We start from the raw sequence: 24,143 nt of genomic DNA, 5'->3' as shown, positions 1-24,143 counted from the left end.
ATGAGAAAATTTGATAGCCATTCGATTCCGATTCGGCTTAATTTATTGTTTTCAATTGTTATTTTGCTCTTTATGACCATCATTGGTCGCCTGCTTTACATGCAGGTTTTGAACAAAGATTTTTATGAGACAAAACTAGCATCGGCAAGTAAAACAAAGGTGACCACTAGTTCAGCCCGTGGACAAATCTACGATGCAACAGGGAAACCTCTCGTCGAAAACACCATCAAGCAAGTTGTATCTTTTACAAGGAACAACAAAATGACGGCTGCAGATTTAAAAGAAACAGCCAAGAAGTTGCTGGCTTATGTGGGAGTTTCTTCTCCAATATTGACTGACCGACAGTTGGCGGACTATTACCTGGCAGATCAAGATGTCTATAAGAAAGCAGTGGAAAGTTTACCACGTGATAAGCGACTTGATTCTGATGGCAATCAATTATCTGAATCCGAGCTTTACAACAATACTGTTGAAAGTATCGATCCAAGTCAATTGACCTACTCGGATGACGAAAAGAAAGAAATTTACCTCTTTAGCCAACTTAATGCAGTTGAAAATTTTGCGACAGGAACCATTGCGACAGATTCCTTGACAGATACTCAGATTGCCTTGATAGCTTCGGCCTCTAAGAATTTACCTGGTATCAGTATTTCAACCTCGTGGGATCGAAAGGTCCTAGAGACTTCACTTTCGTCTATAGTAGGAAGTGTATCCAGTGAAAAAGCCGGTCTTCCAGCTGAAGAAGCAGATGCTTATATCAAAAAGGGTTATTCTCTAAATGACCGTGTTGGAACCTCTTATCTAGAAAAACAATATGAAGAAACCTTGCAAGGAAAACGCTCTGTGAAAGAAATCCAGCTAGACAAGTATGGCAATATGGAAAGTGTCGAAAATATCGAAGATGGTACCAAAGGGAATAATATTAAACTGACCATTGATTTGGCCTTCCAAGATAGTGTGGATGCTTTGCTGAAAAGTTATTTCAATTCCGAGCTAGGAAATGGTGGAGCCAAGTATTCTGAGGGTGTGTATGCAGTTGCTCTAAATCCAAAAACAGGTGCTGTGTTATCCATGTCAGGGATCAAACATGACCTGAACACGGGAGAGTTAACACAGGATTCCTTGGGAACTGTGACCAATGTCTTTGTACCCGGTTCGGTTGTTAAGGCCGCTACCATCAGCTCAGGTTGGGAAAATGGTGTTTTATCAGGAAACCAAACCTTAACAGATCAGCCTATTGTTTTCCAAGGTTCAGCTCCAATTTATTCTTGGTATAAATTGGCATATGGATCTTTTCCTATTACAGCTGTGGAAGCCTTGGAGTATTCATCTAATGCTTACGTGGTTCAAACCGCTCTTGGAATCATGGGCCAGACCTATCAACCAAATATGTTTGTTGGAACCAGCAATTTGGAAACAGCTATGGGAAAACTTCGTTCGACATTTGCGGAATATGGTCTTGGAGCCTCAACAGGCATTGACCTTCCAAATGAGTCAACTGGTTTTATACCAAAAGAGTATAATTTCGCTAATTACATTACCAATGCATTTGGTCAGTTTGATAACTACACCCCAATGCAATTGGCCCAGTACGTTGGAACTATTGCCAACAACGGTGTTCGGATTGCACCTCACATTGTCGAGGGGATTTATGGAAACAATGAACAAGGAGGCTTAGGGGACTTAATCCAAACTGTTGATACCAAGGAAATGAATAAAATTAATATTTCTGAGTCTGATGTTTCCATCCTCCAACAAGGCTTTTATCAAGTGTCACATGGTGGTAGTGCTTTGACAACCGGTCGTGCCTTTTCCAATGGTGCAGCTGTATCCATTAGTGGGAAAACGGGTACTGCTGAAAGTTATGTTGCGGGAGGTCAAGAAGCTAACAACACCAACGCCGTGGCCTATGCCCCATCAGATAATCCTCAAATCGCTGTGGCTGTTGTCTTTCCGCATAACACCAATCTTACAAATGGTGTCGGACCTTCCATTGCGCGCGATATTATCAACCTCTATAACCAACATCATCCAATGAACTAGAAAGGAATATATGCTTTATCCAACACCTATTGCCAAGCTAATTGACAGTTATTCTAAGTTACCGGGTATCGGGATTAAGACGGCTACCCGTCTGGCCTTCTATACTATTGGAATGTCTGATGACGATGTCAATGAATTTGCTAAAAATCTCCTTTCTGCTAAGAGAGAGCTGACCTACTGTTCCATCTGCGGTCGCCTGACTGATGACGATCCTTGCTCTATCTGTACCGATCCGACTCGTGACCAGACAACGATTCTGGTTCTCGAAGATAGTCGCGATGTGGCAGCCATGGAGAATATCCAAGAATACCATGGACTCTATCATGTCCTGCATGGCCTTATTTCTCCAATGAATGGCGTCAGTCCAGATGATATCAATCTCAAGAGCCTTATGACTCGTCTTATGGATAGTGAAGTTTCAGAAGTAATCGTAGCAACAAATGCTACAGCAGATGGGGAAGCGACATCCATGTATCTTTCACGTTTGCTCAAGCCAGCTGGTATCAAGGTTACGCGTCTAGCACGAGGTCTCGCTGTCGGAGCGGATATTGAGTATGCGGATGAAGTTACACTCTTACGAGCCATTGAAAATCGAACAGAGTTGTAAGTCTAGACAAATGAACACACTCAATTCATTTATACAAAAATCATGGAGGCCGATATTAGTTTTATCGGTCTCTTTTTAGATTACTTGAAGACCAGTATCAGGTTCAAGTTTCAAAAAAGAAGCAAATATGATATACTAAAGAATGAGTATTCTATTAGAATTGGAACCAATAATATGAAACAAACGATTATTCTTTTATACGGTGGACGTAGTGCAGAGCGTGAAGTCTCTGTTCTTTCAGCTGAAAGTGTGATGCGTGCGGTCAACTACGACCGTTTCACAGTCAAGACTTTCTTCATCAGCCAGTCAGGTGACTTTATTAAAACGCAAGAATTTAGCCAGACTCCAGGTCAAGAGGACCGTCTTATGACCAATGAAACAATCGATTGGGATAAGAAAGTTGCTCCAAGTGCTATCTACGAAGAAGGTGCGGTGGTCTTTCCAGTTCTTCATGGTCCGATGGGAGAGGATGGCTCTGTTCAAGGATTCCTTGAAGTTTTGAAAATGCCTTACGTCGGTTGTAACATCTTGTCATCTAGTCTTGCCATGGATAAAATCACGACCAAGCGTGTCTTAGAATCTGTCGGGATTGCCCAAGTTCCTTATGTGGCCATTGTCGAAGGTGATGATGTGACTGTTAAAATTGCCGAAGTTGAAGAAAAATTGACTTATCCAGTTTTCACAAAACCATCAAACATGGGTTCAAGTGTCGGTATTTCAAAATCTGAAAATCAAGAAGAACTCCGTCAAGCCTTGAAACTTGCCTTCCAATATGACAGCCGTGTCTTGGTAGAGCAAGGGGTAAATGCCCGTGAAATCGAGGTTGGTCTCTTGGGCAACTACGATGTCAAAAGCACGCTTCCAGGGGAAGTAGTCAAGGATGTAGCCTTTTATGACTACGATGCCAAGTATATTGATAACAAGATTACCATGGATATCCCAGCTAAGATCAGTGATGATGTGGTAGCTGTCATGCGTCAAAATGCAGAAACTGCCTTCCGTGCCATTGGTGGGCTCGGTCTCTCTCGTTGCGATTTCTTCTATACAGACAAGGGAGAGGTTTTCCTCAACGAGCTCAATACCATGCCAGGTTTCACCCAGTGGTCTATGTATCCACTACTTTGGGACAATATGGGAATCAGCTACCCAGAACTAATCGAGCGTTTGGTGGACCTTGCCAAGGAAAGTTTTGACAAGCGCGAAGCGCATTTGTTATAAAAATGAAAGAGAGGGTGGGAGCCAGAACTATCACTGCAAGGTGACTAGAGTTCTCGGACTTCAACCCTTTTTAAAGGAGTAGAAATGAAATTAACAATCCATGAAGTGGCTCAAGTTGTAGGAGCTAAAAATGATATCAGTCTTTTTGCAGATGCTCAGTTAGAAAAGGCTGAGTTTGACAGTCGTTTGATTGCGACAGGAGATTTATTTGTGCCCCTCAAAGGTGCGCGTGATGGCCATGACTTTATCGAAACAGCCTTTGAAAATGGTGCAGTAGTAACCCTGTCTGAGAAAAAGGTCGCAAATCATCCCTACATTCTAGTAGATGATGTTCTGACTGCCTTTCAGCAACTAGCAGCCTACTATCTTGAAAAAACAGCTGTTGATGTCTTTGCGGTTACGGGTTCAAATGGTAAAACAACGACCAAGGATATGTTAGCGCACTTGCTATCAACAACCTACAAAACCTATAAGACACAAGGCAACTACAATAATGAGATTGGTCTTCCATACACAGTTCTCCATATGCCTGAAGGAACAGAAAAGTTGGTCTTGGAGATGGGGCAGGATCACTTGGGAGATATCCATCTCTTGTCTGAATTGGCTCATCCAAAAACAGCCATCGTGACCTTGGTTGGCGAAGCCCATTTGGCCTTTTTCAAAGACCGTTCGGAAATTGCCAAAGGGAAATTGCAAATTGCAGATGGTATGGAATCGGGTTCTTTGCTTTTGGCACCGGCTGACTCTATTGTAGAGGCCTACTTGCCAGCTGATAAAAAGGTGGTTCGATTTGGTCAAGGAGCAGAGCTGGAAATCATAGACTTGATTGAGCGCAAGGATAGCTTGACCTTTAAGGCCAATTTCTTGGAGCAAGACCTTGATTTGCCAGTAACTGGCAAGTACAATGCCACCAATGCTATGATTGCATCCTATGTTGCCCTACAAGAAGGAGTTTCAGAGGAGCAAATTCGTCAGTCTTTCCAAGGTCTTGAATTGACGCGTAATCGTACTGAGTGGAAGAAAGCAGCCAATGGAGCAGATATCCTGTCAGACGTATATAATGCCAATCCAACTGCTATGAAGCTGATTTTGGAGACATTCTCTGCCATTCCAGCCAATGAAGGTGGCAAGAAAATTGCAGTGTTGGCGGATATGAAGGAGCTTGGTGACCAGTCTATTCAGCTTCATAATCAGATGATTTTGAGCCTCTCGCCTGATGTGCTGAATACCGTTATTTTCTATGGAGAAGACATTGCTGAATTAGCCCAATTGGCTAGTCAAATGTTCCCAATCGGCCACGTTTACTATTTCAAGAAAACAGAAGATCAAGACAAATTTGAAGACCTAGTCAAGCAGGTCAAAGAAAGCCTTGGAGCTAATGACCAAATCCTGCTCAAAGGCTCCAACTCTATGAACCTAGCCAAGTTGGTAGAAAGTTTAGAAAATGAAGCCAAGTGATTTTGTTAAGTATCTGCAAAGAATGATTGCCCTTACAGATACTGGCTTAACCTTTACAAAAGATCCTTTTGACCGTGAGCGCTACGAAGACTTGCGAAGTCTGTTATCTGAAATGTTGAATCAGGTATCAGACCTTGATGCAGACGAAGTGGCAGAACTCTTGAAACCGACCTCCGCTTATGCGACTCCTTTAATGGACGTCCGTGCTTGGATTGTTGAGGACGAAAAGATTTGTCTGGTTAGGGGACAAGGAGAGAATGATTGGGCTTTGCCAGGTGGCTTTGGTGAAGTCGGCTATTCTCCAACAGAAAATATTCTCAAGGAAATTGAAGAAGAAACCGGTTTTGAAGCTAAAGTAGAAAGACTACTAGCTGTTTTTGATACCAATCGTTTCCAACTACAGAGCAAGCAATATGCAAAGTTTGTTTTTGAATGTAAGCTTCTTGATGGACAATTCCAAAAAAATCAAGAAATTGCTGACCTTCAATTTTTTGCCATTGACCAACTGCCAGCCTTATCTGAAAAACGCATTACCAAGGAGCAAATAGAGATTCTTTGGCAGGTTTATCAAGGTCAGAGGGAGCAATATCTTGACTAAGAAGATAATTATCGTATTTCTAAATTCATTTTTCTTAAATAGCATGGTATAATAAAATGCAGGAAAATTTTGAATCATGAGGAAGACTAGATGAATTTATGGGATATTTTTTTTACGACCCAAGCAACAGAACCACCCAAATTTGACCTTTTTTGGTATGTCAGTATATTTACACTCTTGGCCTTGACCTTTTATACAGCCTATCGTTATCGTGAAAAGAAGGCTTATCAACGATTTTTCCAAATCTTGCAGGCAGTTCAGTTAATCCTGCTTTATGGATGGTACGGGGTTAATCATATGCCATTGTCAGAAAGCTTACCCTTTTACCATTGCCGTATGGCTATGTTTGTGGTGCTTTTGCTTCCTGGTCAATCCAAATATCGGCAGTATTTTGCATTACTAGGAACATTTGGGACATTAGCAGCCTTTGTTTATCCCGTGCCAGATCCTTACCCATTCCCGCATATTGCGATTTTATCCTTTATCTTTGGACACTTAGCACTCTTAGGAAATTCACTGGTTTATCTCTTGAAACAGTACGACGCAAAAATGCTTGATGTGAAAAGAATTTTTCTTATGACCTTTGGACTAAATGCCTTGATTTTTGTGGTCAATTTAGTAACAGGTGGAGATTACGGATTCTTGACAAAACCACCATTGGTTGGAGACCATGGCTTAGTAGCTAATTATTTAATCGTTTCCCTGGCCTTATCAGCAGCGATTACATTAACAAAGAAAATCTTGGAACTATTTTTAGAACAAGAAGCAGAAAAAATGATTGCAAAGAAAGCTTAGAAATGAGCTTTCTTTTTTTCATAAATCTGATTTTTTATAACTTGTTTGGAAAATAAAAAAATTTGATGAGCGAATGTGAAAAAATGGTAAGTAAATTTAGGAAAAACTAAGCACGATTGGATTTTTTGTGTTATAATATTCTGTGAATAGCTATGCCCTATTTTAGCTATATTGAATAGAAGTTTGAAACTTGGAAGAGAGAGGATGCGATGTAATGGCTAGAGATGGTTTTTTTACAGGCTTAGATATCGGAACTAATTCGATTAAAGTATTGGTTGCCGAGCTTAGAAATGGTGAACTTAATGTAATTGGTGTAAGTAATGCCAAGAGTAAAGGTGTAAAGGATGGGATTATCGTTGATATTGAAGCAGCAGCAACTGCTATCAAGTCAGCTATTTCCCAAGCAGAAGAGAAAGCTGGCATTTCAATCAAATCAGTGAATGTTGGTTTGCCTGGAAATCTTTTGCAAGTAGAACCAACTCAAGGTATGATTCCAGTTACATCTGATACAAAAGAAATTACAGATCAAGATGTTGAAAATGTTGTTAAATCAGCCTTGACAAAGAGTATGACACCAGATCGTGAAGTCATTACTTTTATTCCAGAAGAATTTATCGTAGATGGTTTCCAAGGTATTCGTGACCCACGTGGTATGATGGGGGTTCGTCTTGAAATGCGTGGTTTGCTTTACACAGGTCCACGTACTATTCTTCACAATTTACGTAAGACAGTTGAGCGCTCAGGTGTTCAGGTTGAAAATATTATTATTTCACCATTGGCTTTGGTTCGTTCTGTCTTGAACGAAGGAGAGCGTGAATTTGGAGCTACTGTGATTGATATGGGAGCAGGTCAAACAACTGTTGCTACAATCCGTAACCAAGAACTCCAGTTTACAAATATTCTTCAAGAAGGTGGAGATTATGTCACAAAAGATATCTCTAAGGTCTTGAAGACTTCACAAAAACTAGCTGAAGGATTGAAATTGAACTATGGTGAAGCCTACCCTTCACTTGCAAGTAATGAAACCTTCCAAGTTGAAGTAATTGGTGAAGTAGAACCTGTAGAAGTTACAGAAAGCTACCTAGCAGAGATTATTTCAGCCCGCATTAAGCACATTTTTGAACAAATCAAACAAGAGTTGGAAAGAAGACATTTGTTGGATCTTCCAGGTGGGATTGTTCTGATTGGTGGAAATGCTATTTTACCAGGTATTGTAGAACTTGCACAGGAAGTGTTTGGCGTCGGCGTCAAACTTTACGTTCCAAATCAAGTTGGAATCCGTAATCCTGCCTTCGCTCATGTGATTAGCTTGTCTGAATTTGCTGGTCAATTGACTGAGGTGCATTTGTTAGCACAACGAGCAGTCAAGGGTGAAGATACTTTGCGTCACCAACCAATTAATTTCGGTGGGATGATTCAACGTGTTACGCAAGTAGCACAACCTACCCCTATTCAACCAGTTCAAAATACTGAGGTAGAGCAATCAGCTTCTACAAACGTAGTTGCTCCGAAAGAAGATAAAGTATCTTCTCAAAACAAACCAAAAATCGCAGATCGTTTCCGTGGCTTAATCGGAAGCATGTTTGATGAATAAAAGAGGAAAAATAAACTATGACATTTTCATTTGATACAGCAGCAGCTCAAGGTGCAGTGATTAAAGTAATCGGTGTTGGTGGAGGTGGTGGTAACGCCATTAACCGCATGGTTGACGAAGGTGTTGCAGGCGTAGAATTTATCGCAGCAAACACAGATGTACAAGCTTTGAGTAGTACAAAAGCTGAGACTGTAATTCAGTTAGGCCCTAAATTGACTCGTGGTTTGGGTGCTGGCGGTCGACCTGAAGTTGGTCAAAAGGCTGCTGAAGAAAGCGAAGAAGCCTTGACTCAAGCTATTACTGGAGCAGATATGGTCTTCATTACTGCAGGTATGGGAGGTGGCTCTGGTACTGGTGCAGCTCCTGTTATTGCCCGCATTGCTAAAGATTTAGGTGCTCTTACAGTTGGTGTTGTGACACGTCCTTTCGGTTTCGAAGGAAGCAAACGTGGTCAGTATGCTGTAGAAGGAATCAATCAACTTCGTGAGCATGTAGATACTCTATTGATTATTTCAAACAACAACTTGCTTGAAATTGTTGATAAGAAAACTCCACTTCTTGAAGCTCTTAGCGAAGCAGATAACGTACTTCGCCAAGGTGTTCAAGGGATTACTGATTTGATTACAAATCCTGGTTTGATTAACCTTGACTTTGCCGATGTGAAAACAGTTATGGCAAATAAAGGAAACGCCCTAATGGGTATCGGTATCGGTAGTGGTGAAGAACGTGTGGTAGAAGCAGCTCGTAAGGCAATCTACTCACCACTTCTTGAAACAACTATTGACGGTGCTGAGGATGTCATCGTCAACGTTACTGGTGGTCTCGACTTGACTTTGATTGAGGCAGAAGAAGCTTCAGAGATCGTCAACCAAGCAGCTGGCCAAGGAGTGAACATTTGGCTTGGAACATCAATCGATGAAAACATGAAAGATGAAATCCGTGTTACAGTCGTTGCAACTGGTGTTCGTCAAGATCGTGTGGAAAAAGTTGTGGGCCATGCACCAAGACAAGCTGTTCGTCATGAACAAGTAAGTCCTAGTCATGCACACAATCATAATCGTCAGTTTGATATGGCTGAAACTGCAGAAATTCCAAGTCCAGCACCTCGTCGCACAGAAACTTCTCAAACTTCAGCATTTGGTGATTGGGACTTGCGTCGTGAGACAATTGTTCGACCAACTGATTCAGTGGTATCACCAGTTGAACGTTTCGAAGCGCCATCTTTACACGATGAGGATGAATTAGACACTCCTCCATTTTTCAAAAATCGTTAAGTAAATGAATTTGAAAGAAAATACAGAACGTGTTTTTCAACAAATAAAAGATGCAAGTCAGCAGTCAGGAAGAGAAGCCAATTCTGTTTCGGTTGTTGCTGTTACAAAATATGTAGACGTACCGACAGCGGAGGCTTTGCTTCCGCTAGGTGTGCATCATATTGGTGAAAATCGTGTGGATAAATTTCTTGAGAAATATGAAGCTTTAAAAGATAGAAATATTACCTGGCATTTGATTGGAACCTTGCAAAGACGCAAGGTCAAAGATGTCATTCAGTATGTTGATTATTTCCATGCTTTGGATTCATTAAAGCTAGCAGAGGAAATTCAAAAAAGAAGTGACCGAGTTGTTAAGTGTTTCTTACAAGTAAATATCTCAAGGGAAGAGAGCAAACATGGTTTTTCAAAGGAAGAACTATTGGAGCTCTTGCCAGAATTGGCCACCTTAGATAAAATTGAATATGTCGGCTTGATGACCATGGCTCCTTTTGAAGCTAGTAGTGATGAGTTGAAAGAAATTTTTAAAGCTACGCAGGATTTGCAACTAGAAATTAGAGAAAAACAAATTCCCAATATGCCAATGACGGACTTGAGTATGGGTATGAGTCGTGACTACAAGGAAGCGATTGAATTTGGCTCAACATTTGTCAGAATTGGTACAGCATTTTTTAAATAGGAAAGAAATATGTCTTTAAAAGATAGATTTGATAAATTTATAGATTATTTTACAGAAGATGGAGAAGATGTTGGTACTACTTATCAGCCTAAAGCTGAAGAGCCGATTGTGACTCCAGTCCCTTCTGTTCAAGAGTTGCCTCAACAAGCTGGTAGCACGCCATCTAAAGATAAAAACATCACCCGTCTTCATGCCCGTCAACAAGAGTTGGCTATGCAAAGTCAACGTTCTACTGATAAAGTGACAATTGATGTTCGTTATCCACGTAAATACGAAGATGCCACAGATATTGTTGATTTATTAGCTGGTAACGAAAGTATTTTGATTGATTTCCAATATATGACAGAAGTTCAAGCTCGTCGTTGTTTGGACTATCTGGATGGGGCGCGTCACGTTTTAGCTGGTAACATGAAAAAGGTAGCATCTACTATGTACCTGCTGACACCAGTTGATGTTGTCGTCAATATTGAAGATATCAAAATTCCAGATGAATCACAAAATGGTGAATTTGGCTTTGATATGAAACGTACGAGAGTGAGATAATGATCTTTCTCATTCGTTTTGTTCAAAATGCAGTGGATATCTATTCACTGATTTTAATCGTGTTTGCTCTGATGTCTTGGTTTCCCAATGCTTATGAATCACGTCTTGGACGCTTGATTATTAGTTTAGTGAAACCGATAATAGCTCCCTTGCAACGTTTGCCCCTCCAGATTGCAGGTCTTGACTTGTCTGTCTGGATTGCGGTATTACTAGTTCACTTCCTAGGGGAGCAGTTGATTCGACTTTTAGTGATCTTTCTATGAACAAGATGATTTATCAACACTTTTCTAAGAATGATTCGTCTTTTATTGATAAAGGATTAGAATGGATAAAAAAGGTAGAAGATTCTTATTCTCCTTTTTTAACACCCTTTGTAAATCCCCATCAAGAAAAGATTTTAAAGGTTCTAGCATCGACCAACGGCATCTCCTATATGAGCAGTCGGCAGTTTCTTGAAACTGAATATGTACGGGTACTCCTGTATCCTGATTATTTTGAGCCGGAATTCTCTGATTTTGAACTTTCCTTGCAAGAAATAGTCTATCCTAATAAGTTTGAACGCCTAACGCATGCAAAAATATTAGGAACTGTTTTAAATCAGCTAGGAATCGATAGGAAGCTATTTGGTGATATCTTAGTCAACGAAGAGAGAGCACAGATTATCATAAATCGACAGTTTATGCTCCTTTTTCAAGACGGCATTACGAAAATTGCTCGTTTACCGGTTCGTCTAGAAGAACGGGATTTTACTGAGAGAATTGCTACTGTAGAAGATTATCAAGAATTAGATATTTGTATTGCTAGTTCTAGATTAGATGTTTTTCTGGCAGGTGTCTTCAAGCTGTCTAGAAATCAGGCAAGTCAGTTAATTGAAAAACAGGCAGTCCAAGTGAATTACCATTTAGTTGAAAAATCAGATTATGTAGTTCAAGTTGGTGATCTGATTAGTGTAAGGAAATTTGGTCGATTGAAACTCGTTAGAGATAATGGGCAAACAAAAAAAGATAAAAAGAAATTAACGGTCCAATTGTTATTAAGTAAGTGAGGAAAAATATGCCAATTACATCGTTAGAAATTAAAGATAAAACCTTTAGTACACGCTTTAGAGGGTTTGATCAAGAAGAAGTAGATGAATTTTTAGATATTGTAGTCCGTGATTATGAAGATTTGGTTCGCTCTAATCATGATAAGGCATTACATATTAAAAGCTTGGAAGAACGTTTGTCTTACTTTGATGAGATGAAAGATTCATTGAGTCAATCTGTATTGATTGCACAGGATACAGCTGAGCGAGTAAAACATGCTGCAACTGAACGTGCAAATAATATTATCCACCAAGCAGAGCAAGATGCACAACGCTTGCTGGAAGAAGCTAAGTACAAGGCAAATGAAATTCTTCGTCAAGCAACTGACAATGCTAAGAAGGTTGCTGTTGAAACAGAAGAATTGAAGAACAAGAGTCGTGTCTTCCATCAACGTCTTAAATCTACAATTGAGAGCCAGTTAGCAATTGTTGAATCTTCAGATTGGGAAGATATTCTTCGCCCAACAGCGACTTATCTTCAGACAAGTGATGAAGCTTTCAAAGAAGTGGTCAGCGAAGTCTTAGGTGACTCTGTCTTGCAACAACATACAGAGGAAGAACCAATTGATATTACTCGCCAGTTTTCTCCCGAGGAAATGGCTGAGTTGCAAGCGCGTATCGAAGCGGCTAATAAGGAACTTGCAGAAGCCGAAGCAAGAGCTGAGCAGGAACAAGTGGTTTCACCAGCTCCGGTTGTTGAAGAAAGTCCAGCTCATCCAGTTGGTCCAATGTATGAAGAGCCAGAAGTAGCTCCAAGCTATTACTCAGGACCAACACCAGCTACTGAAGCTGTAAGCTCAGAACCAGGTTTTGCGGCACCGCAAGAATCTGTTACAATTTTATAAGAAATAATCTGAGAACAATATCTTATCCTTATATTTCCAGCGAGCAGGAGATGGTGTGAGTCCTGCATTCCCTAACGATAAGATTATCCTCTCAAAAACTCAAGTCTGAATGAAGTAAGATTTGACGTTCCCCACGTTACGGGATAAGAGGGAGAAAGACTAAATCTTTTTCCGAATAAAGGTGGTACCACGATTTTCGTCCTTTTTGGCAATCGTGGTTTTTAATTTGTTATTATTTATAAAGGAGATACCATGAAACTCAAAGATACCCTTAACCTTGGGAAAACAGCTTTCCCAATGCGAGCAGGACTTCCTACCAAAGAACCAGTTTGGCAAAAGGAATGGGAAGATGCAAAACTTTACCAACGTCGTCAAGAATTGAACCAGGGAAAACCGCATTTTGTCTTGCATGATGGCCCTCCATACGCAAACGGAAATATCCACGTTGGACATGCCATGAATCATATCTCAAAAGATATCATCATTCGTTCTAAGTCTATGTCAGGTTTTAACGCACCTTATATCCCAGGTTGGGATACACATGGTTTGCCAATCGAGCAAGTTTTGGCAAAGCAAGGTGTTAAGCGCAAAGAAATGGACTTGGTTGAGTACTTAAAACTTTGCCGTGAGTACGCTCTTTCTCAAGTTTATAAACAACGTGATGATTTCAAGCGCTTGGGGATGTCAGGTGACTGGGAAAATTTATATGTGACTTTAACTCCAGACTATGAAGCAGCCCAAATCCGTGTATTTGGTGAGATGGCTAATAAAGGCTATATCTACCGTGGTGCAAAACCAGTTTACTGGTCATGGTCATCTGAGTCAGCCCTTGCCGAAGCGGAAATTGAATACCATGATTTGGTTTCAACTTCACTTTATTATGCCAACAAGGTAAAAGATGGCAAAGGTGTTCTAGATACAGATACTTATATCGTAGTCTGGACAACAACTCCATTTACCATCACAGCTTCTCGTGGGTTGACAGTTGGTGCGGATATTGATTACGTAGTCGTACAACCTGCTGGTGAATCTCGTAAGTTTGTGGTTGCTTCAGAATTGTTGAACAGTTTGTCTGAGAAATTTGGCTGGGCTGATGTTCAGGTCTTGGCGACCTATCGTGGGCAAGAACTCAACCAAATCGTGACAGCTCACCCATGGGATACAGCTGTAGATGAGTTGGTGATCCTTGGTGACCACGTTACTACAGATTCAGGTACAGGTATCGTCCATACGGCTCCTGGTTTTGGTGAGGATGACTATAACGTAGGTATTGCTAATGGTCTTGAAGTTGCCGTAACCGTTAATGAGCGTGGTATCATGATGGAAAATGCTGGACCTGATTTTGAAGGTCAGTTCTACGATAAAGTGGCTCCAATTGTTATGGAAAAACTCGGCGATTTACTCCTTGCCAAAGAAGAAATCTCACACTCATACCCATTCGACTGGCGTACCAAGAAACCAATCATCTGGCGTGCAGTGCCACAGTGGTTCGCTTCTGTTTCAAAATTCCGTCAAGAAATCCTGGATGCTATTGATAAAGTGAAATTCCATACAGAATGGGGTAAAGTCCGTCTTTACAATATGATTCGTGACCGTGGTGACTGGGTTATCTCTCGCCAACGTGCTTGGGGTGTTCCACTTCCAATCTTCTATGCAGAAGACGGTACAGCTATCATGACTGCTGAGACTATTGAATATGTGGCTCAACTCTTTGAAGTACACGGATCAAGCATTTGGTGGGAACGTGATGCCAAAGACCTCTTGCCAGAAGGATTTACACATCCAGGTTCACCAAATGGTGAGTTCAAAAAAGAAACAGATATCATGGATGTTTGGTTTGACTCAGGTTCATCATGGAATGGTGTTTTGGTGAATCGTCCAAATCTGACTTATCCAGCTGACCTTTACCTTGAAGGTTCTGACCAATACCGTGGTTGGTTTAACTCATCACTCATCACATCTGTTGCTAACCATGGCGTAGCACCTTACAAGCAAATCTTGTCTCAAGGTTTCACATTAGATGGTAAAGGTGAGAAGATGTCTAAATCTCTTGGAAATAACATTGCTCCAAGCGATGTTGAAAAACAATTTGGTGCTGAAATTCTTCGTCTTTGGGTAACAAGTGTTGATACAACTAATGACGTTCGTATCTCAATGGATATCTTTAGTCAAGTATCAGAATCTTATCGTAAGATTCGTAACACACTCCGTTTCTTGATTGCCAATACTTCTGACTTTAACCCAGCTCAAGATTCAGTAGCTTATGAAGAACTACGTTCAGTTGATAAGTACATGACTATTCGCTTTAATCAGCTTGTGAAAACGATTCGTGATGCTTATGCAAACTTTGAATTCTTGACAATCTATAAGGCCTTGGTGAACTTTATCAACGTTGACTTGTCAGCCTTCTACCTTGATTTTGCTAAAGACGTTGTTTACATTGAAGGAGCCAAATCATTGGAACGCCGTCAAATGCAGACTGTTTTCTATGATATTCTTGTGAAAATCACCAAACTCTTGACACCAATCCTTCCTCACACAGCAGAGGAAATCTGGTCATATCTAGAGTTTGAAGCCGAAGACTTTGTTCAATTGTCAGAATTACCAGAAGCGGAAACTTTTGCTAATCAAGAAGAAGTCTTGGATACATGGGCAGCCTTCATGGACTTCCGTGGACAAGCTCAAAAAGCCTTGGAAGAAGCTCGTAATGCCAAAGTAATCGGTAAATCACTTGAAGCACACTTGACAGTTTATCCAAACGAAGTTGTGAAAACTCTACTCGAAGCAGTAAACAGCAATGTAGCTCAACTTTTAATCGTGTCTGAATTGACCATCGCAGAAGGACCAGCTCCAGAAGCTGCTGTAAGCTTTGAAGACGTAGCCTTTACAGTTGAACGTGCTGCAGGTGAAGTGTGTGACCGTTGCCGTCGCATCGACCCAACAACAGCAGAACGCAGTTACCACGCAGTAATCTGTGACCACTGTGCAAGCATCGTAGAAGAAAACTTTGCAGACGCAGTCGCAGAAGGATTTGAAGAGAAATAAGGTTGAAAAGTCTAGGTAAAACTCAATTTGAGAAGAAAAGACAACTAATTTTATAGTCTATTAAACGCATTGTATCACGTTTTTGAACACCTGATACGATGCGTTTTTATTTATTTTGAAAATTTATGAGGTATGACTTTTTATACTCAACAAGAATCAAAGAGAAACTTAGCAAGCTAACAGCAGTAAGATAAAATACGAATTTGATATTACGGATAAGATTGGTAAATTGTGTCACATTTTTACAATAATAAATTTGTATAGTTGCTTTTGATTTCTGAAGAGTATTATATTTTATTTCATATTATACAAATTTTTATTTTATAATATCAGAAAATACTTTTTTTTTTTAGCAAATATGATACAATTTTATTTGAAAAAAATAAAAAGGAGATTTTATTATGAAATCAAAAACACTTGCTTTAATTAGTGGTATCGTCGGTCTTGTGGGAGGAATTTTACTTCTTATTGGTCCTTTTGTCTTGTTGGGAACAGCGGTAAATACAGCTGCTACAACTCTTAATGGAGGAGCTACTGCAGGGGCTGTTTCAGGTGTTGCCTTACTCTTGAATGCCTTGAAGATTGCAAATCTTGTTCTTGGTATCATTGCTATTGTTTACTATAAAGGAGATAATCGTGTAGGTGCAGCTCCGTCTGTACTAATGATTGTTTCAGGTGGAGTTAGTCTCATTCCATTCTTAGGATGGGTTGGGGGGATTCTTGCTATTATTGGAGGATCTCTATTCCTTGCAACATTGAAGAAATTCAAATCAGAAGAATAAAAGGTGGTTTAGTATGAAAAGAACAAAACAGTTTATCGGTCTAGGAGTAGTTCTATTATCTGTTTCTCTTCTTGCTGCATGTGGAGCACAAAATTCAAAGACTACTTCAACAAGTAATGATGAGAAGACAGTAGCAACATCTAATACCTCAAAAGAAACAATCACTCTTGATACACCGGTTGTAACAGACGATGCGATTGAATCAATACGTACTTATGCAGATTATATAGATCTTTATAAAAAGATTTTTGATGATTATTTTACTAAAGCTGAGGAAAGTTTCAAAGGCACAGCTATGGAAAATAATGAGTCGTTTACCAAACTAAAAGAGTCAACTCAAAAATTATTCGATGCGCAGAAAAAAATATATGATTTGCTAGGGTCTACTGAGCTCAAGGAAGATGATAAATCAAAATTGTCTCAACAATTGAAAGACTTTAGAGACAATTTGCAAAAACAGTTGAAAACTTTGACATCTCAACTACAGTAAGATAGAAATTTTTTTGTAGTAATTGAGAATAATTGGTTAAATTACACCCCAAATGTTAGAAAATGGGGTGTTTTTTAAAGGTTAAATAATGAAGATAGAATAGAAATAACCAAAAACAATGTGATTGCCAAACAGTCCTTTCCTTTTTGGTTTTGACTAGCTTTTTTGTGAAAAATTGTGTAAAATAGAATAGATAAACGAGGGGAAACCTCGGAAAATTTAAAGGAGAATCCATCTAATGGTAAAATTGGTTTTTGCTCGCCACGGTGAGTCTGAATGGAACAAAGCTAACCTTTTCACTGGTTGGGCTGATGTTGATTTGTCTGAAAAAGGTACACAACAAGCGATTGACGCTGGTAAATTGATCAAAGAAGCTGGTATCGAATTTGACCAAGCTTATACTTCAGTATTGAAACGTGCGATCAAAACAACTAACTTGGCTCTTGAAGCTTCTGACCAATTGTGGGTTCCAGTTGAAAAATCATGGCGCTTGAACGAACGTCACTACGGTGGTTTGACTGGTAAAAACAAAGCTGAAGCTGCTGAACAATTTGGTGATGAGCAAGTTCACATCTGGCGTCGTTCATACGATGTATTGCCTCCAAATATGGATCGTGATGATGAGCACTCAGCTCACACAGACCGTCGTTACGCTTCACTTGATGATTCAGTTATTCCAGATGCTGAAAACTTGAAAGTGACTTTGGAACGTGCCCTTCCATTCTGGGAAGATAAAATCGCTCCAGCTCTTAAAGATGGTAAAAACGTATTCGTAGGAGCTCACGGTAACTCAATCCGTGCTCTTGTAAAACACATCAAAGGTTTGTCAGATGACGAAATCATGGATGTGGAAATCCCTAACTTCCCACCATTGGTATTCGAATTTGACGAAAAATTGAACGTAGTTTCTGAATACTACCTTGGAAAATAAAAAATTGTAAGCCTAGGATTGATTTCTAGGCTTTTTATGTTAGTATGGAAGTATGATAAGGAATAAAAAACAAGATTATGTATTGACCTACAAGCGACCAGCGTCAACAATATATAAGGGTTGGGAAGAAGAGGCCTTACCGATAGGCAATGGTTCTTTAGGGGCAAAAATATTTGGGCTTATAGGGGCTGAGCGGATTCAATTCAATGAAAAAAGTCTCTGGTCTGGTGGTCCACTTCCTGATAGTTCAGATTATCAGGGTGGAAATCTTCAGGATCAGTATGTTTTTTTAGGTAAGATTCGGCAGGCTTTGGAAAAGAGAGATTACAATCGGGCTAAGGAACTGGCTGAGCAGCACCTAGTTGGGCCCCAAACGAGTCAATATGGGACCTATCTGTCCTTTGGAGATATTTTCATTGAGTTCAGCCAACAAGGTAAGGCTTTGTCTCAGGTGACGGATTACCAGAGACAGCTGAATATCAGTAAGGCGCTTGCTACGACTTCTTATGCCTATAAGGGAACGAGATTTGAACGTGAAGCCTTTGCCAGTTTTCCAGATGATCTCTTGGTTCAGAGCTTTTCTAAGGAAGGGTCGGAAACTCTAGATTTTACTATAGAACTGTCCTTGACCCGTGATTTGGCTTCTGATGGAAAGGATGAGCAGAAAAAGTCTGATTACAAGGAGTGCCAGCTGGATATTACTGATTCTCATATCTTGATGAAGGGATGGGTTAAGGATAATGATCTTCAGTTTGCTGGCTGTCTAGCTTGGCAAACGGATGGTGATATTAGAGTCTGGTCGAATAAGGTTCAGATATCAGGAGCCAGTTATGCCAATCTCTTCTTGGCTGCTAAGACTGATTTTGCCCAAAATCCTGCTAGTAATTATCGCAAGAAAATAGATTTAGAGAAACAGGTTAAGGACTTGGTGGAGATAGCTAAAGAAAAGGGCTATGCCCAATTGAAATCAAGGCATATTCAGGATTACCAAGCCTTATTCCAACGTGTTCAATTGGATTTGGGAGCTGATGTAGACACATCCACTACAGATAATTTGCTAAAAAATTATAAGCCACAAGAGGGGCATGCTTTGGAGGAATTGTTCTTCCAGTATGGACGGTATTTATTGATTAGTTCTTCTAGAGATTGCTCAGATGCTCTACCAGCTAACCTACAGGGAGTCTGGAATGCGGTCGATAATCCTCCTTGGAATTCGGACTATCACCTGAATATCAATCTGCAGATGAATTATTGGCCAGCCTATGTTACTAATCTTCTAGAGACGGCTTTTCCAGTCATCAACTATATCGATGATTTGCGTGTCTATGGTCGTCTAGCGGCTGCAAGGTATGCAGGAATCGTCTCTCAGAAAGGTGAGGAGAATGGTTGGCTGGTTCATACTCAAGCGACTCCTTTTGGCTGGACGGCACCTGGTTGGGATTATTACTGGGGGTGGTCACCAGCTGCCAATGCTTGGATGATGCAAACTGTTTATGAAGCCTATTCATTTTATAGGGACCAAGACTATCTCAGGGAGAAAATTTATCCCATGTTGAGGGAAACGGTACATTTTTGGAATGCTTTTTTACATGAGGATAAGGAGGCCCAGCGTTGGGTGTCTTCTCCGTCTTATTCACCAGAACATGGTCCAATTTCGATTGGCAATACTTATGACCAATCTCTAATTTGGCAGTTATTTCATGATTTTATTCAGGCTGCTCAGGAATTGGGACTGGATGAGGCTTTGTTGACTGAGGTCAAGGAGAAGTTTGACTTGCTTAATCCTCTTCAAATCACTCAATCTGGTCGAATCAGGGAGTGGTATGAGGAGGAAGAGCAGTATTTTCAAAATGAGAAAGTGGAGGCCCAGCATCGGCACGCTTCCCATCTAGTGGGACTCTATCCAGGCAATCTCTTTAGCTATAAGGGACAAGAGTATCTTGAAGCGGCGCGTGCTAGCCTCAATGATCGTGGAGATGGTGGCACAGGCTGGTCCAAGGCTAATAAGATCAATCTCTGGGCGCGTCTAGGAGATGGCAATCGAGCCCATAAATTATTAGCAGAGCAATTTAAAGTCATCGACCTTGTCAAATCTTTGGTGTAGCCACCCTCCTTTTCAGATAGATGGCAATTTTGGTGCTAGCAGTGGAATGGCAGAAATGTTACTCCAGTCTCATACAGATCATCTGGTGCCTCTAGCTGCCCTACCTGATGCTTGGTCAAGAGGTTCTGTTTCAGGCTTAATGACACGTGGACATTTTGAAGTTAGCATGAGTTGGGCAGATAAAAAACTCTTACAGTTGACCATTTTATCAAGGAGTGGGGGAAATTTGCGAGTTTCTTATCCAGATATTGAGAAGAGTGTGATTAAAATGAATCAAGAAAAAGCAGAAGTGAAATGCATGGGGAAAGATTGTATTTCGGTGGCAACAGCAGAAGGTGATCTGGTTCAATTTTATTTTTAAGAAGGTGATAGAAGGCAGTAGTTTGAGACTGCCTTTTAATAAGGATTTGAGAATGTAAGCAGTTTCCAACTAGTTGAAAAAGCGTTATAATGGTAATATGAAGTAATTTGTTTAAGAGAGGGTAGCACTAATGGCTTATATTGAGATGAAACATTGTTACAAGCGTTATCAGGTTGGGGACACGGAGATTATGGCCAATCGTGATGTGAATTTTGAAATTGAAAAAGGGGAGCTGGTGATTATCCTTGGTGCGTCAGGTGCTGGCAAGTCAACGGTTCTTAACCTTCTTGGGGGAATGGATACCAATGACGAGGGAGAAATCTGGATTGATGGTGTCAATATTGCAGACTATAGTTCCCACCAGCGCACCAATTACCGTAGAAATGATGTCGGTTTTGTTTTTCAGTTTTACAATCTAGTTTCCAATCTGACAGCTAAGGAAAATGTGGAACTGGCTTCTGAAATCGTGACGGATGCCTTGGATCCTGAGCAGGTTTTGACAGATGTAGGTCTGGCTCATCGTCTTAATAATTTTCCAGCACAGCTTTCTGGAGGGGAGCAACAGCGAGTCTCCATTGCACGCGCTGTAGCTAAAAATCCTAAAATTCTCCTCTGTGATGAACCTACTGGAGCCTTGGATTATCAGACGGGTAAGCAGGTTTTGAAAATTCTCCAAGACATGTCTCATCAAAAGGGAGCGACGGTAATCATCGTGACTCACAATGGAGCTTTGGCCCCTATTGCTGATCGCGTGATTCATATGCACGATGCCGGTGTCAAGGATGTGGCGATTAACCAGCATCCTCAGGATATTGACAGTTTGGAGTACTAGCATGATTAAGCGAAAAACTTATTGGAAGGACTTGATTCAGTCCTTCAGCGGCTCCAAGGGGCGTTTTTTATCTATCTTGACCTTGATGATGTTGGGGTCTTTAGCCTTAGTCGGTCTCAAAGTGACTAGTCCCAATATGGAGGCGACCGCCAATGAGTATTTAAGAACTGCTCAAACCTTGGATTTGGCAGTCATGTCTAACTATGGCTTGGATCAAATAGATCAAAAAGAACTAGAACAGATAGAGGGCGCAAAGGTTGAGCTTGGCTATTTGACAGATGTGACTATGGAGAATGGGCAGGATGCCATTCGGCTGTACTCCAAACCAGAGAGAATTTCAACCTTTCAGCTAAGAGAGGGACGACTTCCTCAGTCAGACAAGGAAATCGCATTGGCCACTCATTTGCAAGGCCAATACAGCGTGGGACAGGAGATTAGTTTTAAAGAAAAAGAAGAGGGTCATTCCTCTTTAAAAGACCATACTTATACCATTACTGGTTTTGTGGATTCAGCTGAAATCCTCTCCCAGCGAGATATGGGCTACGCAGGAAGTGGAAGTGGGACTCTGACAGCTTATGGGGTGATTTTACCTAGTCAGTTTGATCAGAAAGTCTACAATATAGCTCGTTTAAAATATCAAGATTTGTCAGGTTTAAATGCTTTTTCAGCAACTTATGAAGAAAAATCCAAACAGCATCAGGAAGACCTAGAACAAGCTTTGTCAGATAATGGCAAGGCACGTCTGCAAGTGTTGAAAAAAGAAGGACAAGAGTCTCTAGACAAAGGCCAAGAGACCCTTGACAAGGCTGATACTAATTTGCAGGAAGGCAAGCGTCGTTTAGCAACTGCTCAAGCTCGTTTACAGGATCAGGAAAGTCAACTAGCCTTGCTTCCTCAAGCTCAGAGAGAGCAGGCTAGTGCTCAACTTGTCCAAGCCAAGCAGGAATTGAGCAAGGAAGAGGATAAACTAAAGCAGGCTGAACAAAATCTAGCCCAAGAAAAGGAAAAATTAGAAAAACATCAGCAAGTCTTGGATGATTTAGCTGAGCCCAAGTATCAAGTCTATAATCGGCAAACCATGCCAGGTGGTCAAGGCTACCTCATGTACAGTAATGCTTCAGCCAGTATTCGGGCAGTGGGCAATATCTTTCCTGTAGTGCTTTATGCCGTAGCAGCTATGGTGACCTTTACAACCATGACTCGTTTTGTGGATGAAGAGCGAACTCATGCAGGGATTTTTAAGGCCCTGGGCTATCGCAGTAAGGATATTATTGCCAAGTTTCTCCTTTATGGTCTAGTAGCTGGGACTGTCGGAACAGCTCTAGGTAGTATACTTGGACATTATTTACTAGCCGGTGTGATTTCAAGTGTTATTACAAAAGGTATGGTAGTGGGAGAAACCCAGATTCAGTTCTATTGGACCTATAGCTTTCTGGCTCTTGTCTTGAGTTGGTTGGCGAGTGTGTTACCAGCCTACTTGGTAGCTCGTAGGGAACTTCATGACGAAGCAGCCCAGCTTTTACTGCCTAAACCTCCTGTTAAAGGAGCTAAAATCTTACTAGAGCGCATCGGTTTTATCTGGCGTCGTCTCAGTTTTACCCATAAGGTAACAGCCCGCAATATTTTCCGTTATAAGCAGCGTATGTTGATGACGATCTTTGGTGTGGCAGGTTCAGTCGCTCTGCTCTTTGCAGGTTTGGGAATCCAATCCTCTGTAGCAGGAGTTCCGTCTAGACAGTTTCAACAAATCCAACAGTATCAGATGATTGTCTCTGAAAATCCTAGTGCGACCAATCAGGATAAGGCAAATCTAGAAGAAGTGTTGAAAGGGCAGGACATCCAAGCCTACCAGAAAATCTATTCAAAAACGCTAGACAAGGATTTCAAAGGTAAGGCGGGTCTTCAGACAATTACCCTTATGATGACAGAGAAGGAGGATTTGACTCCCTTTATTCATCTGCAAAATCGTCAGCAGGAGATGACATTAAAAGATGGCGTCGTTATTACAGCTAAACTTGCCCAACTGGCAGGTGTCAAGGTTGGGCAGACTCTAGAAATTGAAGGTAAGGAACTAACGGTCGCTGCTATTGCTGAGAACTACGTTGGTCATTTTATTTATATGAGTCAGACTGACTATGAGCAAATTTACGGACTGCTAGCCCAAGCCAACACTTATCTGGTCTCGCTAAGGGATACCAGTGCAACTAGTATCGAAAGGCAGGCCAACTTACTTATGAATCAATCTGCGGTGTCCAGCGTTGTCCAGAATGCTTCAGCCATTCGACTCTTTGACTCCGTCGCTAGTTCACTCAATCAGACCATGACCATCTTGGTCATCGTATCGGTTCTGTTGGCTATTGTTATCCTCTACAATCTGACCAATATAAACGTAGCTGAGAGAATCCGTGAACTCTCCACTATCAAGGTTCTCGGTTTTCATAATAATGAAGTCACTCTCTACATTTACCGTGAGACGATTGTGCTGTCCCTTGTGGGAATCGTACTTGGTTTGGTATCTGGTTTCTATTTACATCAATTTTTGATTCAAATGATTTCGCCTGCGACTATTCTCTTTTATCCGCAGGTAGGGTGGGAAGTCTATGTCATCCCGGTGGCAGCAGTAAGCATCATTTTGACCTTGCTTGGTTTCTTTGTCAATTATCATCTGAGAAAGGTTGATATGCTTGAAGCCTTGAAATCTGTAGAATAATTTATACTCAATGAAAATCAAAGAGCAAACTAGGAAACTAGACGCAGGCTGTACTTGAGTACGGCAAGGCGACGTTGACGAGGTTTGAATTTGATTTTCGAAGAGTATTAGTTGTTTTTATCAGATTGGACTTGTATTTACTCGTAAATCATG

General features: G+C 40.8%; 19 protein-coding genes and 1 pseudogene. All 20 read left to right on the top strand.

The genetic code is table 11. The features are described from left to right. The 20 genes and pseudogenes from pbp2b (at position 1) to ACLNCP_RS06135 (ending at position 23,990) form a co-directional block, all read left to right on the top strand. A complete protein-coding gene (gene pbp2b, locus ACLNCP_RS06230; protein ID WP_424844193.1) occupies positions 1-2,043 on the top strand; it encodes a penicillin-binding protein PBP2B in 2,043 nt (680 codons plus the stop codon). Positions 2,044-2,053: 10 nt separating this feature from the next. Further along, positions 2,054-2,650 (top strand): recombination mediator RecR, encoded by a 597-nt coding sequence (recR, locus tag ACLNCP_RS06225; protein WP_033684867.1) that lies wholly within the window; start codon positions 2,054-2,056, stop codon positions 2,648-2,650. A 174-nt stretch (positions 2,651-2,824) separates the two neighbouring features. Next, positions 2,825-3,868 (top strand): D-alanine--D-alanine ligase, encoded by a 1,044-nt coding sequence (locus tag ACLNCP_RS06220; protein ID WP_049516514.1) that lies wholly within the window; start codon positions 2,825-2,827, stop codon positions 3,866-3,868. Between the two features lie 84 nt (positions 3,869-3,952). Further along, positions 3,953-5,326: a UDP-N-acetylmuramoyl-tripeptide--D-alanyl-D-alanine ligase gene (locus ACLNCP_RS06215; protein WP_424844192.1), complete on the top strand. Its 1,374-nt coding sequence runs from the start codon at positions 3,953-3,955 to the stop codon at positions 5,324-5,326. Then, positions 5,313-5,924, top strand: a complete 612-nt coding sequence (locus tag ACLNCP_RS06210; RefSeq protein WP_120770452.1) for an NUDIX hydrolase N-terminal domain-containing protein — start codon at positions 5,313-5,315, stop codon at positions 5,922-5,924. The genes ACLNCP_RS06215 and ACLNCP_RS06210 overlap by 14 nt, the downstream gene beginning before the upstream one ends. 90 nt (positions 5,925-6,014) lie before the next feature. Beyond that, the gene (locus ACLNCP_RS06205) at positions 6,015-6,719 is read left to right on the top strand and encodes a TMEM164-related integral membrane acyltransferase (RefSeq protein ID WP_424844191.1); all 705 of its coding nucleotides are present in this window, start codon (positions 6,015-6,017) and stop codon (positions 6,717-6,719) included. A 214-nt stretch (positions 6,720-6,933) separates the two neighbouring features. Beyond that, positions 6,934-8,313 (top strand): cell division protein FtsA, encoded by a 1,380-nt coding sequence (ftsA, locus tag ACLNCP_RS06200; protein ID WP_033688313.1) that lies wholly within the window; start codon positions 6,934-6,936, stop codon positions 8,311-8,313. A 17-nt stretch (positions 8,314-8,330) separates the two neighbouring features. Continuing rightward, the gene (gene ftsZ, locus ACLNCP_RS06195) at positions 8,331-9,587 is read left to right on the top strand and encodes a cell division protein FtsZ (RefSeq protein ID WP_049511014.1); all 1,257 of its coding nucleotides are present in this window, start codon (positions 8,331-8,333) and stop codon (positions 9,585-9,587) included. A gap of 4 nt (positions 9,588-9,591) precedes the next feature. Then, entirely contained in the window at positions 9,592-10,263 is a 672-nt protein-coding gene (locus ACLNCP_RS06190) for a YggS family pyridoxal phosphate-dependent enzyme (protein ID WP_004257770.1), read from the top strand. 9 nt (positions 10,264-10,272) lie between these two features. Further along, positions 10,273-10,806, top strand: coding sequence for a cell division protein SepF (locus ACLNCP_RS06185; protein WP_000053357.1), 534 nt, complete (start codon positions 10,273-10,275; stop codon positions 10,804-10,806). Then, the gene (locus ACLNCP_RS06180; RefSeq protein ID WP_004257761.1) at positions 10,806-11,069 is read left to right on the top strand and encodes a YggT family protein; all 264 of its coding nucleotides are present in this window, start codon (positions 10,806-10,808) and stop codon (positions 11,067-11,069) included. The genes ACLNCP_RS06185 and ACLNCP_RS06180 overlap by 1 nt, the downstream gene beginning before the upstream one ends. Next, positions 11,066-11,851, top strand: a complete 786-nt coding sequence (locus tag ACLNCP_RS06175; protein ID WP_424844190.1) for an RNA-binding protein — start codon at positions 11,066-11,068, stop codon at positions 11,849-11,851. The genes ACLNCP_RS06180 and ACLNCP_RS06175 overlap by 4 nt, the downstream gene beginning before the upstream one ends. Before the next feature lie 8 nt (positions 11,852-11,859). Then, on the top strand, positions 11,860-12,735 hold the full coding sequence (locus tag ACLNCP_RS06170; RefSeq protein WP_424844189.1) for a DivIVA domain-containing protein: 876 nt from the start codon (positions 11,860-11,862) through the stop codon (positions 12,733-12,735). A gap of 252 nt (positions 12,736-12,987) precedes the next feature. Then, entirely contained in the window at positions 12,988-15,780 is a 2,793-nt protein-coding gene (ileS, locus tag ACLNCP_RS06165; protein ID WP_424844188.1) for an isoleucine--tRNA ligase, read from the top strand. A 401-nt stretch (positions 15,781-16,181) separates the two neighbouring features. Beyond that, positions 16,182-16,562: a hypothetical protein gene (locus tag ACLNCP_RS06160; RefSeq protein WP_000837844.1), complete on the top strand. Its 381-nt coding sequence runs from the start codon at positions 16,182-16,184 to the stop codon at positions 16,560-16,562. Between the two features lie 13 nt (positions 16,563-16,575). Next, a complete protein-coding gene (locus ACLNCP_RS06155) occupies positions 16,576-17,052 on the top strand; it encodes a hypothetical protein (protein ID WP_424844187.1) in 477 nt (158 codons plus the stop codon). Positions 17,053-17,290: 238 nt separating this feature from the next. Further along, entirely contained in the window at positions 17,291-17,983 is a 693-nt protein-coding gene (locus ACLNCP_RS06150; RefSeq protein WP_000240129.1) for a phosphoglycerate mutase, read from the top strand. A gap of 52 nt (positions 17,984-18,035) precedes the next feature. Further along, a pseudogene (locus tag ACLNCP_RS06145) lies at positions 18,036-20,448 on the top strand (glycoside hydrolase family 95 protein). 130 nt (positions 20,449-20,578) lie between these two features. Then, on the top strand, positions 20,579-21,280 hold the full coding sequence (locus ACLNCP_RS06140; RefSeq protein ID WP_153198707.1) for an ABC transporter ATP-binding protein: 702 nt from the start codon (positions 20,579-20,581) through the stop codon (positions 21,278-21,280). Between the two features lies 1 nt (position 21,281). Next, positions 21,282-23,990, top strand: a complete 2,709-nt coding sequence (locus ACLNCP_RS06135; RefSeq protein WP_424844186.1) for an FtsX-like permease family protein — start codon at positions 21,282-21,284, stop codon at positions 23,988-23,990. The last annotated feature ends 153 nt before the right edge of the window (positions 23,991-24,143 follow it).

Source organism: Streptococcus sp. CL6.35 (assembly GCF_049737915.1).
Taxonomy (GTDB): domain Bacteria; phylum Bacillota; class Bacilli; order Lactobacillales; family Streptococcaceae; genus Streptococcus.
Note: the sequence above shows the minus strand (reverse complement) of the source record. Positions and strands in the feature narration are given on the sequence as shown.

What these genes read in the sequence shown, in the direction of transcription:
- pbp2b (WP_424844193.1), top strand. Translation starts at nt 1, where the DNA reads ATGAGAAAATTTGATAGCCATTCGATTCCGATTCGGCTTAATTTATTG.
- ileS (WP_424844188.1), top strand. Translation starts at nt 12,988, where the DNA reads ATGAAACTCAAAGATACCCTTAACCTTGGGAAAACAGCTTTCCCAATG.
- ACLNCP_RS06135 (WP_424844186.1), top strand. Translation starts at nt 21,282, where the DNA reads ATGATTAAGCGAAAAACTTATTGGAAGGACTTGATTCAGTCCTTCAGC.
- ACLNCP_RS06170 (WP_424844189.1), top strand. Translation starts at nt 11,860, where the DNA reads ATGCCAATTACATCGTTAGAAATTAAAGATAAAACCTTTAGTACACGC.
- recR (WP_033684867.1), top strand. Translation starts at nt 2,054, where the DNA reads ATGCTTTATCCAACACCTATTGCCAAGCTAATTGACAGTTATTCTAAG.
- ACLNCP_RS06190 (WP_004257770.1), top strand. Translation starts at nt 9,592, where the DNA reads ATGAATTTGAAAGAAAATACAGAACGTGTTTTTCAACAAATAAAAGAT.
- ACLNCP_RS06210 (WP_120770452.1), top strand. Translation starts at nt 5,313, where the DNA reads ATGAAGCCAAGTGATTTTGTTAAGTATCTGCAAAGAATGATTGCCCTT.
- ACLNCP_RS06155 (WP_424844187.1), top strand. Translation starts at nt 16,576, where the DNA reads ATGAAAAGAACAAAACAGTTTATCGGTCTAGGAGTAGTTCTATTATCT.
- ACLNCP_RS06175 (WP_424844190.1), top strand. Translation starts at nt 11,066, where the DNA reads ATGAACAAGATGATTTATCAACACTTTTCTAAGAATGATTCGTCTTTT.
- ACLNCP_RS06150 (WP_000240129.1), top strand. Translation starts at nt 17,291, where the DNA reads ATGGTAAAATTGGTTTTTGCTCGCCACGGTGAGTCTGAATGGAACAAA.
- ACLNCP_RS06205 (WP_424844191.1), top strand. Translation starts at nt 6,015, where the DNA reads ATGAATTTATGGGATATTTTTTTTACGACCCAAGCAACAGAACCACCC.
- ftsA (WP_033688313.1), top strand. Translation starts at nt 6,934, where the DNA reads ATGGCTAGAGATGGTTTTTTTACAGGCTTAGATATCGGAACTAATTCG.
- ACLNCP_RS06215 (WP_424844192.1), top strand. Translation starts at nt 3,953, where the DNA reads ATGAAATTAACAATCCATGAAGTGGCTCAAGTTGTAGGAGCTAAAAAT.
- ACLNCP_RS06160 (WP_000837844.1), top strand. Translation starts at nt 16,182, where the DNA reads ATGAAATCAAAAACACTTGCTTTAATTAGTGGTATCGTCGGTCTTGTG.
- ACLNCP_RS06185 (WP_000053357.1), top strand. Translation starts at nt 10,273, where the DNA reads ATGTCTTTAAAAGATAGATTTGATAAATTTATAGATTATTTTACAGAA.
- ACLNCP_RS06180 (WP_004257761.1), top strand. Translation starts at nt 10,806, where the DNA reads ATGATCTTTCTCATTCGTTTTGTTCAAAATGCAGTGGATATCTATTCA.
- ACLNCP_RS06140 (WP_153198707.1), top strand. Translation starts at nt 20,579, where the DNA reads ATGGCTTATATTGAGATGAAACATTGTTACAAGCGTTATCAGGTTGGG.
- ftsZ (WP_049511014.1), top strand. Translation starts at nt 8,331, where the DNA reads ATGACATTTTCATTTGATACAGCAGCAGCTCAAGGTGCAGTGATTAAA.
- ACLNCP_RS06220 (WP_049516514.1), top strand. Translation starts at nt 2,825, where the DNA reads ATGAAACAAACGATTATTCTTTTATACGGTGGACGTAGTGCAGAGCGT.